The following is a 16,456-nucleotide window of genomic DNA, read 5'->3' on the forward strand; positions in this document are numbered from 1 at the left end:
ATTGCCGATACACTTTTATTATGTAAATATAAAAGACTAGATATACCACTGAATCAAATGTGATTCTTAGTGGCATACCTAGCCTTGCTTTACCTACTTTCAACTGGTAAAAGGGCATTTTACCAACGCAGATAACGGGGCTTCATATGATGGAATTTTTATTATCTTAACTGCTTTTACTCATGATCTGGTTCAGGTTTTCCTTCAACAATCACTTGCTTGTATTTATCTGCACAGGTTCTTAATGCAGAGATAATCGCTTTTCTTGCAGATCCGAAATAACTATCTGTAAACATTTTTTCAATTGTTTCGACATGGTTAAGGTTTTCCCCTATCACACAATTCCTGAAAAAATTCTTTGCTACAGAGGTTACTAAGGTAATATCTGCATCTAAAATTTCACCCGTATTTGCATTTATCAAAAGACCGACCGCAATCACACTGTATAGCTCTGTTGCAGTGATTCCCTTGGGCAATTTTGCATAACCGCTTATAAATATCTTCTTCGTTGGCATACAACCACCTCTTCAATATTAGAAATTCTACATTCTTCTACAAATTCCTGCATAACTATAAAGTTTTTTTTTATAGATCCAATTATTTCTACAATACCTTCAAGATGGTTGATATTTTATCCATATGCAGTTTTTAGTCTTTCATATATGCTTTGTCATATCTTTAACAAAATTTTATCATGTTCTGAAGGAATTGTGAAGTACTTTATTTCATTTTTGTCATTTTTTTAAACGTTCCTATTCGGAATAATTCTTCCATAAGAATCATCTGTTAATATGTTATCTACTCCATGTTTCATCTTTTTTCGATATTTCCCGGGAAATTTCCCTATTTCTTTCATTATTTGTTTCTCTTATCCGCCGTTGCCTGGATAAACTTATCCACATGAATGATATAACGACTATGGAAACCTTCTCCGATCTTATCTTTTTCATCATAGGCATCAATACGAAACTTTAGCTTTTTTCCATCTACTTCTATCAACTCAGCTTCTGCCCTTACCTTCATACCCACAGGGGTAGCTGCCATATGCTTTACATCTAAATGGGTTCCCACTGTAGCATAGCCTTGAGGTAGATGAGGATCTACGGCTTTTAATGAAGCATTCTCCATCAACCCAATCATGGCTGGTGTGGCATATACCATAACGCCACCGCTTCCATAGTGAACCGCCGTATCCTGCTCCCCTACAATATGCTCTATAACCGCCTTCATTTCTACTGCTAAACCAAACTCCATTTTATCCCGCCTCCTGTTATTCATTATTAAAACCCCCTTTGTTTGCAAACAAAGGGGGTTTGTGTTTACTCTTCCTTGTTGTTATCCTGACCAGCAAACAGTTTTTCAAATTCATCTGCATTTATTGTTTCTACTTCCAACAGCTTATTGGCAACCATATGGAGCTTATCCATATGTTCCGTTAATATTCTGTTACAAGTTACGTAGGCTTCATCGATAATACTTCTAACTTCTTTATCGATTTCTGAAGCCACCTCTTCAGAGTAATTTCTCTTTGTGGAGAAATCCCTGCCAAGGAAAACTTCGTCTTCTGAGCTATAGTTTACAGGTCCCAAATTATCACTCATACCATATTTCGTTACCATGGCCCGGGCAATGCTTGTTGCTCTCTCTAAGTCATTGCTGGCACCTGTGCTGATATCTTGCAATATCAGTTTTTCTGCAACCCTGCCGCCTAATAGATGAATAATACTTTCCTGCATATCTGTCTTGGTTCTATAATATCTATCTTCCTTTGGCAAGATCATGGTGAATCCACCTGCTCTTCCCCTCGGAATAATCGTTACCTGATGGACTGGATCTGTATTTGGAAGCATTTTTGCAACCACTGCGTGGCCTGCTTCATGATAAGCTGTAAGCTTTCTTTCCTTCTCACTGATTACCCTGCTTCTCTTTTCAGGTCCTGCAATTACTTTTGTAATGGCTTCTTCGATCGTCGCCATATCAATTCTTTTTTGATTTTTTCTTGCTGTTAATAGCGCTGCCTCATTCATTAAGTTCTCGATATCAGCTGGTGTAAACCCTGGCGTTCTCCTGGCAAGAATCTGAAGCTCTACATCCTCTGCCAAAGGTTTGTTTCTCGCATGAACCTTTAGGATCTCTTCTCTACCTTTTACATCAGGCACGCCGACCACAACCTGCCGGTCAAATCGTCCTGGTCTTAATAAGGCTGGGTCTAAAATGTCCGGTCTGTTGGTAGCAGCAATGATAATAATTCCTTCATTTACACCAAAACCATCCATCTCCACGAGTAGTTGGTTTAATGTTTGCTCCCTTTCATCATGACCTCCGCCTAGGCCTGCGCCCCTTTTTCTACCAACGGCATCGATCTCATCGATGAATACGATACAAGGAGAACTTTTCTTTGCTTGCTCAAAAAGGTCACGTACGCGGGAAGCACCCACTCCTACAAACATTTCAACAAAGTCTGAACCACTGATGCTAAAGAATGGTACGCCAGCTTCACCGGCAACAGCTCTGGAAAGATACGTCTTACCTGTTCCAGGAGGCCCAACCATCAAAATTCCCTTTGGAATTCTTGCACCTAACTCAATATACTTTCTTGGGTTCTTCAAGAAGTCAACAAGCTCTTGTAATTCTTCCTTCTCTTCATCTAAGCCTGCCACATCTCCGAAGGTTACTTTCTTACGTTCATCTTCCTTGTGAAGTTTTGCCCTGCTCTTCCCAAAGGACATGACACGACTGCCGCCGCCTTGAGACTGCTGCATAAATACAAACCACAGAACAACGAAAATCAGTATCATGAAGATAGAAGGTAAAATATCGAAAAACCATGGTGTTTTTGCAGGCGGCTGTCCTTCAACTTTTTGCAATGTACCTTCTTCAATTTGAGGTAGGATATATTTGTCCAATAGAGACTGGGACATCACCACTGGTGGAATATATGTCTCAAACTCTCCATCCGGATGAGATTTTAGCTTTCCAATCACCGTGTTCTCCACGATTGTCATTTCTGAAACATTTTTTTGTTGTAATGCGCGCACAAATTCAGAAAAATTCAACTGTGCTTTCTCTGGTGCGGGAGTTCCTAATAGTTGCACGGCTGCGACGATAACGATGAATATTAATATGTAGAAACTAGCTCCCCTAAAAAATTTCTTCAACAAAAGCCCTCCTTTCGGCACGATGACGACCACATTTTTTTGCGTCTCTCTATTCTACCATATTTTTTATTTGAAAACAATAAATTACATTTGACTAAAGCCATCGGTCATAAGTCATCTATTTTTTATATCATCTCTTTCATATTCTAGTATAAGCACTCTTTTGGTATGTTCATCCAGCTTATATTTTTCACTGGTACGATAGCCTACAACCCACATGATTTCATTTTCATCACAGACCAATGGGATTTGATCCCTATTTTCCCTAGAAATTTTCTCATCAATAAAGTAGTCCTTCAACTTTTTTCTACCTTTCATTCCATGGGGCCAGAAAATATCACCCTGACGTCTGTTTCTAACATTCATACCTCCTTGCACTTTGTCTAGATCAAAATACTTCTTACAGGAGTGAGTTTGAATTTGCATTGTTGGATTCCATTCTATGATTCTTGATTGGATGGTTCCGCCCGACTCCTTCAAATATACCTCTTCACCGATGGGTAAACAATAAAAAAAAGATACTTCATTTATTGTTATTCTCTTTTTAATAATTAATACGTCATAGCTGATTTCTGCCATCATTTCCTTTGGCAGGTCAATACGAGTTCCTACTCTTCTGACTTTAGCTAAGCTTAAAATACTTTCAATATGAATTTGTTCAAAGTCCATCAAACTGCCAGATGCTTCCCGAATAGCCCTTCGAACAACTCTCTTTCCTATGGATGGATGAAGCTTTATTATTTTATCCAAATGGATTACAGCTGCGCCACGGTCAAGTTGAACAATTTCTTCATAAGTACGCTGCACCTCTAAGTCAATAAATTCACTGTCCTCTCGCAGCAAATTTGCTGTACGCCATAGGGTATCCTTGATCTTAGGATTAAAATGTTTCTGTATATATGGGATTAACTCTAGTCTTATACGATTTCTTGTATAAATGGTTTCAAAGTTTGTGTGATCTAACCTGGGGGTAAGCCCTGACATCTGGCAGTATTCCTCAATTTCCTGACGGCAAATATCCAATAAAGGTCTAATCACCTGCTGCTCTCTCACATAGGGAATCGCTGTAAGTCCTTCAATTCCAGCACCTCGCATAAATCGCATGAGTACTGTCTCCGCCTGATCATCCATATTTTGAGCAACAGCAATTTTATGGGCACCCTGTTCCTCCATGACCTGATAGAACCGCGCATACCGTCGTTCTCTTCCTGCTTCCTCAAAACTTATACCCTTTTCTTCACTATAGCAAGCAATATCTTCTGAAAAAATAAAAACAGGAATATCCAGCTGATCACACAGCTGGTGGACATAGCTGGCATCCTCTTCTGCATCCTTTTCTCTTAATTGGTGATTTAGGTGTACCCCATAGATTTTCAGTTGATGGGTATCCCGAATTCTCCACAGCAGATGTAATAAGCATACGGAATCAGGTCCTCCTGATACGCCAACAACAACGCCGTCTCCCTTCTGTATCATCTCATACTTGTCTATAGTACTTAAAAATTTCTTTAACATGGGCTTGCTCCTATCTCAAAGGCTTTGATTTCAATACATTCTATATAATTGCTTGAAATACCTTCCCCATGGCACTATTTTTTATAATCATAGCGATCACAACACTTAAAAAGAAAAGAATGCTTCCGACAAATGCAGCATTTACGATTCGGCCCACAGATTTTCCTCCGGTATGAAAACCGTTGCTGTGATGATATATATTTTCTAGAGACAAAAGAAACTGTGAAAGGCTTATGCTGTTTTGATGTATTCCCTTGTGGATGAGTTCTATGATTCTAGGTGAAATATCCACATTTCTTAGTTTGTTCATGAGTTTATCCACACTTTTTTCTTGTAGGGGGAATTCATTGCCCAATAATAAATAAGCCATCAAAATACAAAGACTAAAAAGATCATATTTTTCATCGGCTTTCCGAAGACCTGCACCCCAGCTAGCCCTATCATAGGTAGGTGTAAACTCCTTTATACTTTCACCCACAGGGGTTACACCTCCTAGATCGACAATCTTCAACTTGCCGTTTTTCTGGTCCACCATTAGGTTTTCCAGCTTCATATCTCCAAAAACATAGTTTTCTTCATGAAATCCTTGGAAAGCTTTACCGATAATCATTGCTAAAGCAAGAATAGATTTTATGGTAATTTTATTTTCTTTCCTATATTGATCTAAATTTTTTCCTTCTATACACTCTGCTATCATATAATAAAGCTGTTTTCCAGAACAATCTACATCATCCAGTTCTTTTACTTTGACAACCATGGACAGCTTTTCAAACTTCTTTAACATATTGTATTCCTTGGTAATACTTTGTAAATCTTCACTTAGTTTTAAGGCTAATACTTCTTTGCTGACCATCTCTTGCACTTTAAAAACAGCACCTATCCCTCCCTCGCCTAATAAATCTAACACTTGATATGATCTTTGCGTCCATTTTCCTCGAATGATACTGCCTTTAGCAAATCGAAGTCCTCTCATTATCCCTCATCCTCTGATTACTGGTTTTAATAGACAAAACGGCTAACATTAGCCGTTTTCATATCATTCCATCCCTTAGCAATGGTCCATTATTCACTGCAATTTCCTCAAAGGTTATATCCTGAATACCCATCATAAGATCTATGGCTTTATTTATCGCAGCAGCTGTAGGTGTATTGCCCCCAGCCTTTAGCTCATATACTGTTCTTTTAAGTTCCCCAATGTTCTCTGTAAAATCGCAAATTACTTTATAAAATTCTCCCTTTACCCCTGGAAATGCAACAATGGCTATTTGACTTTTTCCTTTTCTTCCTTGGAGTGAATTCATTAATTCAATAATACTTTGTCTTGCTGTCCCCATTTTATTGGCCATGCTGCCACTACAATCCATAACCAAACAGCATTTGATTGGGATATCTTCCCCCAGACGCTCCATATAATCAACGATTTGACCCCTTGATTGGGGTGGTATATCATTCAAACTACCACCCATGATTTCTTTCAGCTGATTCCCTACAATGGTTTCAATGGTCTTGTTTACCGTTCTTTGCGTCATATGGTGCATGGTCTGGCCCAAGTTGGCCACGTGGGTGTTTTCCCAAGCACCTCTGCCTGCCCTGGCAATCTCTTTTATTTCATCAAAAGCATGGTCCTCATCTCTCTGCTCCATGATTCCTATGGCATTGACAACAATCCCTTTCCTAGCTGCTTCGGCAGCGGCCGTCACAGGATTACCACCGATATTTGATTTACCGTCTGTCACCACAATAATTTGTTTTATTTCCATAAATCCGCACCTTCCCCCTGGTATTATTTACCTGGGAGTATTGTCCTCCAGATCTATTTCTATACTATCGTAATGTAAAAAGGGCCTTGCGGCCCTTATTTTGATTCCCATACTTTTGTAACCAGCACTGTCATATCATCTTCAAGCTTATCTTCGTATTTTTTAATTGCCATATTCATCAACTCATCAGCGATCGTCTGTGGATTTCTGCTATGAATGGATTGTAATGCACCAACAATCCAGCTTTCTTTGATGTCTGTTTGTTTATCCGCATCCAAAATACCATCAGACATCATGATGATAAAATCTCCCTTTCCCAGTTTCTTTCCAAAACTGTCAAAATCGATTTTACTCAGAATACCAATAGGTAGGGATGTAGACTTAATAATCTCAACCTCTCCATTTGCTCTTTTGATGAAACTGGATGCAGCACCTATTTTGATACAGTCAAGTCGACCTGTATATAGATCCACAATGGATAAATCAATGGTTGAAAATATTTCATCTGAAGATTTTAGCACCAAGATGGAGTTAATGGTCTTAATAGCGGTTTCTTGATCAAATCCAGCCTCTAATAATTGCTCCAACAAGGTGATGGTTGTAGTACTTTCTTTGGCTGCCTTTTCCCCAGAACCCATACCGTCACTGAGGGCAATCATATATTTCCCATCTTGAAGCGCCATCATTGTATAACTGTCACCACAAATATAATGATTATCCTTCGCAGCGCGAGCTACGCCTGTACTTGCCCTATACTTTTCTGCTGCTACCAATTTGAACACACAGTTTTCTGTATGATCATCGGTAGCACACAGTTGATGTTTACGAACGAAGGATGTTCCCATCACCTGGGATACAATAGGTGCAATCTTTTCATCACATTGCTTTCGGTCGTAACAAGCCCTCTTTTCTATGTCTACTTCCATCTTTCCATTTTCTTTCTCAAAAACAGTGACCTTCTTTACAGCAACTCCTGCTTTATCGAAAGCCACATACATGGCATCCTCAATATCGGTTTTAAAATGAACCTCCATACTGATTTCTTTTCCTAAGCGGTGTATGATCTCTGAAACCCCTTGGAATTGTTCTGCAACGAGTTGTCTGCTCTCAAAAAGCTTTCTTTCCCATTTGTAGTGAATTTTGTAGACTTCGAACTGATCATATACGGCTTGGAGCAATATCTCCAAACGAATACATCTCTTCTTTAATATAGTAGGAATCTTATCTTCCTTAATCCGCCCCGAAGATTCCAATACTGCAATGATCTCTACAAGATCATTGTAAGAGCTGTAAAAACCATTTTTCCAGCAGCTTCTGCACATACCACACTTACTACATACTTTATTGACCACTTGATCAATGATGCCTGCTATTTCCTCCTGATCAATTAGTTTGTCCTTTTCCAATACCTGGCCATAGGTCACAGCTAATTCTGAAAATGCTTGGCTAAACTCTTTTAAGCGGTCATGGGTAATCCTTCGAATCCTTTCACTGTAAGTTTTCTCTATTTGAACTGCTCCACCTTGGGCATTCACATATTTTTCTGCATATCCTAGGATGGACTTTGGTAATATCATAAAGATCCCAAAGGCTATAATAATTTCTTCAAACTGTAAAATGACTTCTGTAGATCCATTTATGTAAAAGGTAAGAATTGCATTCCCCATAATCATCCCCATGGACGATCCAAGCTTTCCCAGGTCTTTAAAGATGCCTGCCAACAATCCAGAAAAAGCATAGATTCCTATGACCGTAGGTGTACCGATGGTAGACATACTGGTAATAATGCCTATGGTCACCCCCACACTGGCACCCACGCTGGCACCGCCATTGTATGCGAATATCAAGGTTAGCAGTATTCCTAGAATATTCTTTAAACCATAGTCTCCTATGCTTAGATCAGCAAAGCCAGAGATAAGTACCGCTGCTGTTATGGCGATACATATTAATTCTTCATTGGATAATATCTTTCTGTTGGTTTTTTGGAGGGCTACGGGTACCGCATAGGACAGAATATACACAAAGACAAAGGTCACAACGGATTCAAATCCAATCATAAACAAATCATATAGATATAAGTCCGAAAAAATACCATAAAACATTCCTGACAAAAACATGGTAATACCAGATATCAATGCTGTTTTTAAAACATTCAGATGCATTTTGTCTTTTATCACATAAAATACTACCCATGATAATGCCAGGGCAAATCCATATTTCATCAAAGCCTCTGCCCCAATGGCTGTTATCGTTCCTACAACGACACCAATCCCCACAAAAGCATTTTTACGCTCTTTGGCTAGCAGCACACTAAAGTATGCAATGCCAAATGGCACAAGTCCATCCAGTATACTGGCTCTTCCTAATAGAAAGCCAATGATACTCAAAAGTATTAATTGTTTGGTTCCATAAAAGGACTCAATACGTTTACCGCCTAGGATCGCCTTGGTTTGTCCATTTTCTTTTCTTTTGTACGGCATGAGTTCATATTTTTCTATCATGTAAACACCACCTACTGATTATTGTTATTGCAATTATATCAGCGGTGATGAGAGATATTTGTCAACTTACCTGTCCTGTTCCTATAAAATTATAGACATAGACTGGGGTGTTTTTACACGATTCTATGGACCCGACAAATTTATTTTCATATTTCTTCAAAGATTCTTCCTATTCTTCCACCATGTTCGGGAATTTTTGACGATAGATGAAAAAGTTCCCCGATTTTAAAATGAATATTATCGAGGAGATCGTCATAAAATATTAGATTACGTTATGAATCAGGGATGCGACACAAGGTCGAGATCAAGATCAAGATCGAGTAAAGGCTGTAGGGCTTGCATATCATGCAACCCGCCCAAAGACTAGGCAGGCTCTTCGGGCTCTGGTCGCATACTATGCGACCCCTACAAATTCCATCTCAATTTTTCGAAATAAAAAAATCTTCCATTGTACAATGGAAGATTTTTTCTTCTAATAGTTGGCGACCCGGAAGGGGCTCGAACCCTCGACCTCCAGCGTGACAGGCTGGCATTCTAACCAACTGAACTACCGGGCCAAATATGGTAGCGGCGAGTGGACTCGAACCACCGACCTTCCGGGTATGAACCGGACGCTCTAGCCAACTAAGCTACGCCGCCATTTTCATGACAAATTCTATATTACAGCAGAATCCACACGATGTCAATGTAATTTTCACATTTCCTTGTAGTAGTATCTTCCAACTCCTCTATAACAACTGTTCGAAGATTAATCCTTCAAGATTATCGTACTCACTAATTCTCAATTTATCTATCTCTAACAAGGTTAGGATTCTATCGAGAATCATGGTCCCTGCTGCGATCACATCGGCTCTTTTGGGATAAAGGCCCTGAATTTTCTTTCTTTCATCCAAGGATACCGAAACGAAACTTTCTAGTGCATTTCTTACATCCCTCAAATGGATATCTGTATTATGCACCTTATCACGATCATAGGTTAATAGCTTGAGGTGTACTGAAGCAATGGTTGTAGCTGTTCCACCAATCCCGATCACTCGGTCTATCTTCATTTTTTCTAACTTTTTAATCGTCGGGAGAATGATTTGATCGATTTCCGCCTCTAGCCTTGCTAGATCCTGGCCTAACGGCGGATCATTCATTACAAATTTTTCTGTCATGCGCACTGCACCCACATTATGGCTCACCATATACTGTATGCCATCCTCATTCCCCAAAATAAATTCCGTACTTCCGCCACCAATATCAATGACTAGAATATTTTCCCCTTTTTCCTTTAATCCCCGAAGCACCCCCGAGAAACCCAATTCTGCTTCTCGATCTCCACCTATAACATCTATTTCAATACCCGCTTCTTGTCGCGCTCGCTGCAAGAATATCTCTCTATTTCTGGCATCTCTGACAGCACTGGTAGCAATTACGGGCATATAACCTATCCCCTCGTCCCTTACCCTAGAAGTAAATTTTTTTAATGCATCAAGATTTCTCTCGATGGCCCCTTTTGTGAGTTCTCCGGTTTGATCTACTCCTTCGCCCATTCTGGTGGTTTCTAAATCCTTAAACCCCTTAACAATCTGCCCATCCTCTACCTCAGCAATCAATAATCGCATTGAATTTGTGCCAATATCGATGGCAGCATATTTTTTCATGATAAGCCTCCTTATGGGTAGAAAATATATTATAGTAGACTATAAAAAAACCGAGACATAGTCTCGGTTATATCCCTTAAGCATCTTTCTTACTATTGAACCCATTTCCTCTTCTTGTATCTCTCATATTCTTTTTAAGCTGCTGATGTTTTTCATCGCTGTCTTTTAAGAATTTAGAAAGTTTATCTTCGAAGGATAAACTAGGCTCTGCATTCTTTTTTTGCCAATCAAGCTGCGCGGGCTGGTGACTTTTTTTAGGAGGTTTTTCCTGTGCCTGCCGGATGGAGAGACTAATCTTTCCATTACCATCAATTGCAATTATTTTTACCATGACTTTTTGCTGTTCTTTTAAATAAGTCCGTATATCTTTTACATAATCATCTGCCACTTCTGAAATATGACATAATCCTGTTTTCCCTTGTGGTAGTTGAATAAAAGCACCGAAGTTCGTAATGCCTGTCACCGTGCCCTCAACAACTTTTCCTATTTCAACCGGCATAAATAAAATCTTCCTCCTTATATATTATTCACAACTTTACTAGACCTATTATAATTTATTATTTCAAGCCTGTCAACAATCTGGCCTCTAGCTTTATAGCTTCATTGACTGTATTTGGACTTATGCATATCAATATAAATAATTTCATTGGGTTTTACCATCTTCAATTGCTCTCGGGCTACCTTTTCGATAAACTCAGGCGTATTGGCATTCTTTACTTCTTCCTCTCGACGAGCAACCTCTTGTTTCAATTGTTCCACCTTACTCTTATAGACTTCTTCTTGCTCTGTCAAGGCATGAAGCCTAATTTGCTGATCTACAAAAACCCACGCCACATAGAGTCCTACAACCAAAAGGATCATATAGAATGGTCTATTGCCTTTTCGTATTCTCTTCTTCTTTTGTTCTATCGTATCCATATGTTTCACCCTTTTTTATATACCAGCTTCTGTAATATTATTCTATACGCTCATAGGATTTCCTGCTACTTTTTTTTCATAACAGTTTTTATGTATTTTCTTATATCTTTAGCAATTCGTCGAGGTATTGTACCAATTCTCCTGCACCGATAGTAGAATGGCATAACCTTCTTCTTCATCCATCGATAAGGTTTCTTTGACCACTGTATCAATAGTTTTATCGGATAAATCATTTTATTTATTAAGCTTATGATTATCTTTTTCAAAAACCATAATAGATACACGCTGGTACTGATAATGGTACTGCTTAACAGTCTATTATATAGAATACTCCCAATTGCAAATCCTAAAAATGTATAAAATCGCAACTGTCCTGAATTGCTAAACAGCAGTACTACAATAGCTACCCCAGAAATAACTATCCAAAAAATTAGGTCCTGAATGAATGTAGCAATTTTCTTAGGCTTAAAAATCAGCCTTAAAATTCTATATAGATCGTAAATAAAACCGATTAAAATACCACCATACATGGTGGCTAAGAAAACATACACTTGCTCAGATACTGACATGGCCATCAAAGTCACCCCAATCTTTCATACAATCCGTTCAAAAAAATAACCGCCATGCGGTTATTTAAACATCTTTCCTAGGAATCCTGCGCCTTTATTCTGTAAGCTTTCACGATCACTATAAACCAAAGAGTATACATGCCCTTCTAGCATAACATTTCCATCTTCTAGGTTGAGTTTGCTTATATTTAGTTCAGTACCCTTCACTGTAAGTACGCCTTGTACGGTTTCTATCAATACGGTGTTCTCATTGAAACTATCTACATGTTCTACCCCTGATATGCTTAGCTTCCCCCGATTCTCCAAAATTAGGTTGTGATTCTTACTCTTGGCTACCCTTCTGTCTTCCACCTATACTCACCTCTTTACAACGATAGTAGACTTCTTTGTAAAAGATATTCTTATCAACTTGTCCTTATGCATAATTTCCTATATATAAACAAAATAGCACCTTTATCATTAGGTGCTATTCGATGACTTTATACATTTCTTTAGAAGATTCTTTTGTCACATGTTCAGAAATATCGGTTACTTCGACAGTGGTACTTTTTGTTCCAAATTCCAAGATAATCCGATCTCCAATTTTTACCTCTGTGCCCGCCTTAGCTACTTGTCCATTGACACGGATGCGGCCTTGATCACAGGCTTCCTTTGCGATGGTCCTTCTTTTGATCAATCTTGAATTCTTCAAAAATTTGTCTATTCTCATTTTGTCCTCCGTCATTACGTAAACAAAAAAAGCAGCCTAAGCTGCCTTTCCTATTAAGCGTTTACCATATCCTTAAGGGCTTTTCCTGCTTTGAAAACAGGAGCCTTAGAAGCTGGGATTTCAATCACTTGCTCAGGATTTCTTGGGTTTCTTCCTTGTCTTTCTTTTCTTTCTCTTACATCAAATGTACCAAATCCAACTAATTGTACCTTGTCATTTTTTGCAAGAGCCTCTTCTACACTTTTCATGAATGCATTTAATGCAGTTTCTGCATCCTTCTTCGTAAGACCTGATTTTTCTGCCATGCTCGCAACTAATTCAGCTTTATTCACAAATATACCTCCTCATCTTTTTTGATACGTATAGCATATTCTCTCTTTTGTTGCAAAATCCTTCTTTTTACTTGTATTTTTTATCATTTTTTTTATTTTTATGTATTTTTGCCAAATTCCACAACTGGTCCATTTCCTCTAAGGTCATTTCCTCCAGCTGGGTATTTAAGGTCTTTGCATGTTCTTCCATAAAGGCAAACCGTTGAATAAACTTTTCATTGGTCTGATTCAACGCCAGCTCAGGCTCAACTTTCAAAAACCTAGCCATATTTACAATGGCAAAAATCAAGTCCCCTAGTTCTTCTGTTATTTTATCTGTGTGCTCCGTCTGATATACTTCTAATAACTCATCCAATTCTTCTTTGACCTTTTCGAGGGCCCCCTCCACAGAATCCCAATCAAAACCAATAGCGGCAGCTTTCTTCTGGATTTTATAGCTCCTCATAAGGGCAGGCAATGGCTTAGGAATGCGTAGTAGAGATTCCGTATGGGTTCTTACATCCTTTTCTTTCCGCTTCATCTCCTCCCATCGTTCTAAAGCACCTGCATCTGTAGTCTCCTTGTTTTCACCAAACACATGGGGATGCCTATAGATCAGTTTCCTGCTAATACCTGTAATCACATCCTGCATATCGAAGTATCCTTCTTCCACTGCGATTTGGGCATGAAATACAATTTGCAGCAGTAAATCGCCTAATTCTTCTACAAGCAACTCCATATCGTCATTGTCAAGGGCCTCTAGCACTTCATAGGTTTCCTCAAGAAGATAAGGCCTTAGGCTTTCATGGGTTTGCTTCAAGTCCCAAGGACACCCTTCCTTACTCCTTAATGTTGCCATTATTTCTACAAGATTATTCATATTATAGTATTTTTCCCATTTGTCGTCAACTTTGGGCACATAAACACTAGTTAAATAATCCACCCATTCCAAATGATCCAACTCATGGAGTGAAACCCATTCAACCCTTTGAATTTCAGGGACTCCAGCCCCCTTAATGACGCAAATTGGATATTGATCTGGATAATAGGACATTAGTCTTAATTTTATATCAGCAGCCACTGCTTGATTATAGACTTGCGTGACGATTATATCCATATCCGTATCAGGTTTTTGATGGGATAACTGAAGACCATCTATAATCTGAAGGCCGCCAATGGGATCCTTTTTCAATACTTGAAAAATCCCTTCGATAAAACTCATGCTCGGTAAAATTTCTATCTCATAGCCATGACTTTCAGCTCTTTCCAATAGTTTTTGGACTGTATACTCTGCCACCAAGGGACTGCCCGGTACTCCATAAACGATATCTTCATCTCTTAATCGTTCTATGATATCATCGGCAATGGCATCATACACCTCATCAAAGCTATCCTTTTCATCATAATAATGATCCATGCTTTCCATGGAAAATCCCAAGGATGCTAAGTAATCTACCACTGGATGTTTTTGGGTCCTAAGTAGGATTTTTCTACTTTCTTTTATTTTTTCCATGACACCAAGGGTTAAAGAATTCTTACTCCCTGGCCCGAGACCGACAATGGTAAGCTTATGACCCATTGCTATCCACCTGCTTTCAACATAGGTTTGGCTTTACGCCATATTATTTCCTTATCAAGCCTAAAATACGCAGCACTTTTACTATTTTCTTGCCGCCTGGCATCACTTGGAAATCCTCTTCCGTAATACCTCCAGTGGTTAATAGCATTAGTCCATAAATCAGCGCACCGATGGAGATGGCTAACACCGTAGTCAGTCGATTCCCTAAGATAGGAACCAATTGATTATAAACCACTAATACAGAGACACTCATGGCCGCTACGGCAATCAAAGGCTTTACAATAAACTGCACCACGTTAAAGGACGTATGGGTAATCCGCCTTACGGCTAAGAAGTTCAGCAAAGCTGTCACCCCATAGGTTACAACAGTTCCTATGGCAGCACCCTTTACATTAATGGCATAAATACCTGTGAGGGTATAAGTCAAAATTATTTTGAATATAGATCCAATTGCTAAGTTCATTACAGGGATGCTGGGTTTCCCCAATCCCTGGAGGATTCCAGTAAACGTCTGCACTAAGGTAAGAAATACCAATCCAATCGATAGGATGGCTAAAGGTCCTGCAGCATTTAAAGCACTCTCTACCTGCATAGGATAAAGAAGCATCATAATTGGTTTAGACAAAGTTACCAGTCCTACGGCTGCCGGGAGTCCAATGAGCAGTGTCGCCCGTGTACCTGTCTGAATGACGTTCTGTATTCCCTTATGATCTCTTCTCTGACTGGCATCAGAGATTGCTGGTACCAAACTCATGGCAAGGGCAACAGTAAGAACCTGGGGTAAGTTAATCAAAGTCAATGCCATCCCCGTCAACTGTCCATATAGACTGTTTGCCTCTTCGTAAGTAAATCCTACATCTTGTAGTCTTCTCATAACGATTGCCACGTCAATCATATTCATGACAGGCATGATGGCAGCACCAATGGTGATAGGAATCGCTATACGAAGCAGCTTCGAAATGATTGCACCAGATGATTCCTGCTGGATGTGGGCATTGCTTTGAATCTCCAGCATAATTTGATTTCTTCTACGATAATAAATATATACAATGATCAGCGTTCCTGTAATCGCACCGGCCGCTGCTCCAAAAACAGCGCCAGCTGATGCAATTTCAGGGCCTCTGTCTAATAAAAACACTGCTAATCCTAAACCCACGATTACCCTTCCAAATTGTTCTATCACCTGGGAGATAGCGGTGGGCGTCATATCCTGCATACCTTGAAAATATCCACGATAGGCAGCCATAACCGGTACAAAAAGTAGTGCGGGTACTACAGCCAACATCGAATAATATGCATTTGGATTTTTAATTAACTCTACAATGGTTCTGGCACCGAAGAATATAATGCTCGATGTGATAATCCCTGTGACGAAAAGCAGTACAAATGACACTTTGAAGACACGATGGGCACCATAGCGATCACCTATAGCTCTTCTCTCTGCCACAAGCTTTGAAATAGCTGTGGGAATCCCTGCCGTGGATATGGTCAATAACAATACATAGATTGGATAGGAAGCTTGATAATACCCTAATCCTGTGTCTCCAATAATATTTCCCAAGGGAATCCTGAAGAATGCGCCTAGTATCTTTACGATAATCCCTGCTACCCCTAGGATAGCAGCCCCTTTTAAGAATGATTTATTGCTCATTGATTCTCCTCCAATTCTTCTCTCCCTCTGCTGAGAATGTTTAAATTCTTCTTACTTATAGACTACAAAAGCTTCTTGCTAGAACAAATCTATTATACCAAAATTGCCGATGATTTGTTATAGTTTATTCTCCTTTATA

The 16,456-nt window shown here is 39.2% G+C and carries 16 protein-coding genes and 2 tRNA genes; all 18 read right to left on the reverse strand.

The genetic code is table 11. The features are described from left to right. Positions 1-176: 176 nt before the first annotated feature. The 18 genes from K0R93_RS16015 to K0R93_RS16100 all read right to left on the reverse strand — a co-directional run bounded on the left by K0R93_RS16015 (position 177) and on the right by K0R93_RS16100 (position 16,317). Positions 177-515 (reverse strand): DUF3870 domain-containing protein, encoded by a 339-nt coding sequence (locus tag K0R93_RS16015; protein WP_300303286.1) that lies wholly within the window; start codon positions 513-515, stop codon positions 177-179. A 340-nt stretch (positions 516-855) separates the two neighbouring features. Next, complete coding sequence (locus K0R93_RS16020) at positions 856-1,278, reverse strand: thioesterase family protein (RefSeq protein ID WP_330685189.1); 423 nt, start codon at positions 1,276-1,278, stop codon at positions 856-858. 41 nt (positions 1,279-1,319) lie between these two features. Continuing rightward, positions 1,320-3,158: an ATP-dependent zinc metalloprotease FtsH gene (gene ftsH / locus K0R93_RS16025; protein ID WP_300303289.1), complete on the reverse strand. Its 1,839-nt coding sequence runs from the start codon at positions 3,156-3,158 to the stop codon at positions 1,320-1,322. A gap of 114 nt (positions 3,159-3,272) precedes the next feature. After that, a complete protein-coding gene (tilS, locus tag K0R93_RS16030) occupies positions 3,273-4,673 on the reverse strand; it encodes a tRNA lysidine(34) synthetase TilS (RefSeq protein WP_300303292.1) in 1,401 nt (466 codons plus the stop codon). A 40-nt stretch (positions 4,674-4,713) separates the two neighbouring features. Continuing rightward, entirely contained in the window at positions 4,714-5,646 is a 933-nt protein-coding gene (locus K0R93_RS16035) for a protein kinase domain-containing protein (RefSeq protein WP_300303295.1), read from the reverse strand. Positions 5,647-5,704: 58 nt separating this feature from the next. Continuing rightward, the gene (locus K0R93_RS16040; RefSeq protein ID WP_300303298.1) at positions 5,705-6,433 is read right to left on the reverse strand and encodes a vWA domain-containing protein; all 729 of its coding nucleotides are present in this window, start codon (positions 6,431-6,433) and stop codon (positions 5,705-5,707) included. Between the two features lie 95 nt (positions 6,434-6,528). Beyond that, positions 6,529-8,934, reverse strand: coding sequence for a stage II sporulation protein E (spoIIE, locus tag K0R93_RS16045; protein ID WP_300303301.1), 2,406 nt, complete (start codon positions 8,932-8,934; stop codon positions 6,529-6,531). A 480-nt stretch (positions 8,935-9,414) separates the two neighbouring features. Continuing rightward, a tRNA-Asp gene (locus K0R93_RS16050) sits at positions 9,415-9,491 on the reverse strand. Between the two features lie 5 nt (positions 9,492-9,496). After that, positions 9,497-9,573, reverse strand: a tRNA-Met gene (locus K0R93_RS16055). A gap of 89 nt (positions 9,574-9,662) precedes the next feature. Continuing rightward, the gene (locus tag K0R93_RS16060; RefSeq protein WP_300303304.1) at positions 9,663-10,580 is read right to left on the reverse strand and encodes a Ppx/GppA phosphatase family protein; all 918 of its coding nucleotides are present in this window, start codon (positions 10,578-10,580) and stop codon (positions 9,663-9,665) included. A gap of 76 nt (positions 10,581-10,656) precedes the next feature. After that, the gene (locus tag K0R93_RS16065; RefSeq protein WP_300303307.1) at positions 10,657-11,079 is read right to left on the reverse strand and encodes a S1 domain-containing RNA-binding protein; all 423 of its coding nucleotides are present in this window, start codon (positions 11,077-11,079) and stop codon (positions 10,657-10,659) included. A gap of 101 nt (positions 11,080-11,180) precedes the next feature. Next, the gene (locus tag K0R93_RS16070) at positions 11,181-11,498 is read right to left on the reverse strand and encodes an FtsB family cell division protein (protein WP_300303310.1); all 318 of its coding nucleotides are present in this window, start codon (positions 11,496-11,498) and stop codon (positions 11,181-11,183) included. Between the two features lie 65 nt (positions 11,499-11,563). Beyond that, on the reverse strand, positions 11,564-12,073 hold the full coding sequence (gene yabQ / locus K0R93_RS16075) for a spore cortex biosynthesis protein YabQ (RefSeq protein WP_300303313.1): 510 nt from the start codon (positions 12,071-12,073) through the stop codon (positions 11,564-11,566). 54 nt (positions 12,074-12,127) lie between these two features. Further along, positions 12,128-12,418 carry a sporulation protein YabP gene (yabP, locus tag K0R93_RS16080; RefSeq protein WP_300303315.1) on the reverse strand — a complete coding sequence of 97 codons (291 nt, stop codon included), beginning with the start codon at positions 12,416-12,418 and terminating at the stop codon, positions 12,128-12,130. Between the two features lie 115 nt (positions 12,419-12,533). After that, on the reverse strand, positions 12,534-12,776 hold the full coding sequence (locus tag K0R93_RS16085; protein WP_300303318.1) for an RNA-binding S4 domain-containing protein: 243 nt from the start codon (positions 12,774-12,776) through the stop codon (positions 12,534-12,536). A gap of 53 nt (positions 12,777-12,829) precedes the next feature. Continuing rightward, the gene (locus K0R93_RS16090; RefSeq protein WP_184312956.1) at positions 12,830-13,108 is read right to left on the reverse strand and encodes an HU family DNA-binding protein; all 279 of its coding nucleotides are present in this window, start codon (positions 13,106-13,108) and stop codon (positions 12,830-12,832) included. Positions 13,109-13,175: 67 nt separating this feature from the next. Further along, entirely contained in the window at positions 13,176-14,666 is a 1,491-nt protein-coding gene (gene mazG / locus K0R93_RS16095; protein ID WP_300303326.1) for a nucleoside triphosphate pyrophosphohydrolase, read from the reverse strand. A 43-nt stretch (positions 14,667-14,709) separates the two neighbouring features. Continuing rightward, positions 14,710-16,317, reverse strand: a complete 1,608-nt coding sequence (locus K0R93_RS16100; RefSeq protein ID WP_300303329.1) for a putative polysaccharide biosynthesis protein — start codon at positions 16,315-16,317, stop codon at positions 14,710-14,712. Positions 16,318-16,456: the final 139 nt, after the last annotated feature.

Source organism: Anaerosolibacter sp., assembly GCF_029240175.1.
GTDB lineage: Bacteria > Bacillota > Clostridia > Peptostreptococcales > Thermotaleaceae > Anaerosolibacter.

Excerpts from the sequence above, each read along its gene's own strand:
- K0R93_RS16085 (WP_300303318.1), bottom strand. The coding sequence starts at position 12,776 with ATGAGAATAGACAAATTTTTGAAGAATTCAAGATTGATCAAAAGAAGG.
- K0R93_RS16035 (WP_300303295.1), bottom strand. The coding sequence starts at position 5,646 with ATGAGAGGACTTCGATTTGCTAAAGGCAGTATCATTCGAGGAAAATGG.
- K0R93_RS16100 (WP_300303329.1), bottom strand. The coding sequence starts at position 16,317 with ATGAGCAATAAATCATTCTTAAAAGGGGCTGCTATCCTAGGGGTAGCA.
- K0R93_RS16065 (WP_300303307.1), bottom strand. The coding sequence starts at position 11,079 with ATGCCGGTTGAAATAGGAAAAGTTGTTGAGGGCACGGTGACAGGCATT.
- K0R93_RS16020 (WP_330685189.1), bottom strand. The coding sequence starts at position 1,278 with ATGAATAACAGGAGGCGGGATAAAATGGAGTTTGGTTTAGCAGTAGAA.
- K0R93_RS16040 (WP_300303298.1), bottom strand. The coding sequence starts at position 6,433 with ATGGAAATAAAACAAATTATTGTGGTGACAGACGGTAAATCAAATATC.
- K0R93_RS16070 (WP_300303310.1), bottom strand. The coding sequence starts at position 11,498 with ATGGATACGATAGAACAAAAGAAGAAGAGAATACGAAAAGGCAATAGA.
- K0R93_RS16060 (WP_300303304.1), bottom strand. The coding sequence starts at position 10,580 with ATGAAAAAATATGCTGCCATCGATATTGGCACAAATTCAATGCGATTA.
- mazG (WP_300303326.1), bottom strand. The coding sequence starts at position 14,666 with ATGGGTCATAAGCTTACCATTGTCGGTCTCGGGCCAGGGAGTAAGAAT.
- K0R93_RS16015 (WP_300303286.1), bottom strand. The coding sequence starts at position 515 with ATGCCAACGAAGAAGATATTTATAAGCGGTTATGCAAAATTGCCCAAG.
- spoIIE (WP_300303301.1), bottom strand. The coding sequence starts at position 8,934 with ATGATAGAAAAATATGAACTCATGCCGTACAAAAGAAAAGAAAATGGA.
- tilS (WP_300303292.1), bottom strand. The coding sequence starts at position 4,673 with ATGTTAAAGAAATTTTTAAGTACTATAGACAAGTATGAGATGATACAG.
- yabQ (WP_300303313.1), bottom strand. The coding sequence starts at position 12,073 with ATGGCCATGTCAGTATCTGAGCAAGTGTATGTTTTCTTAGCCACCATG.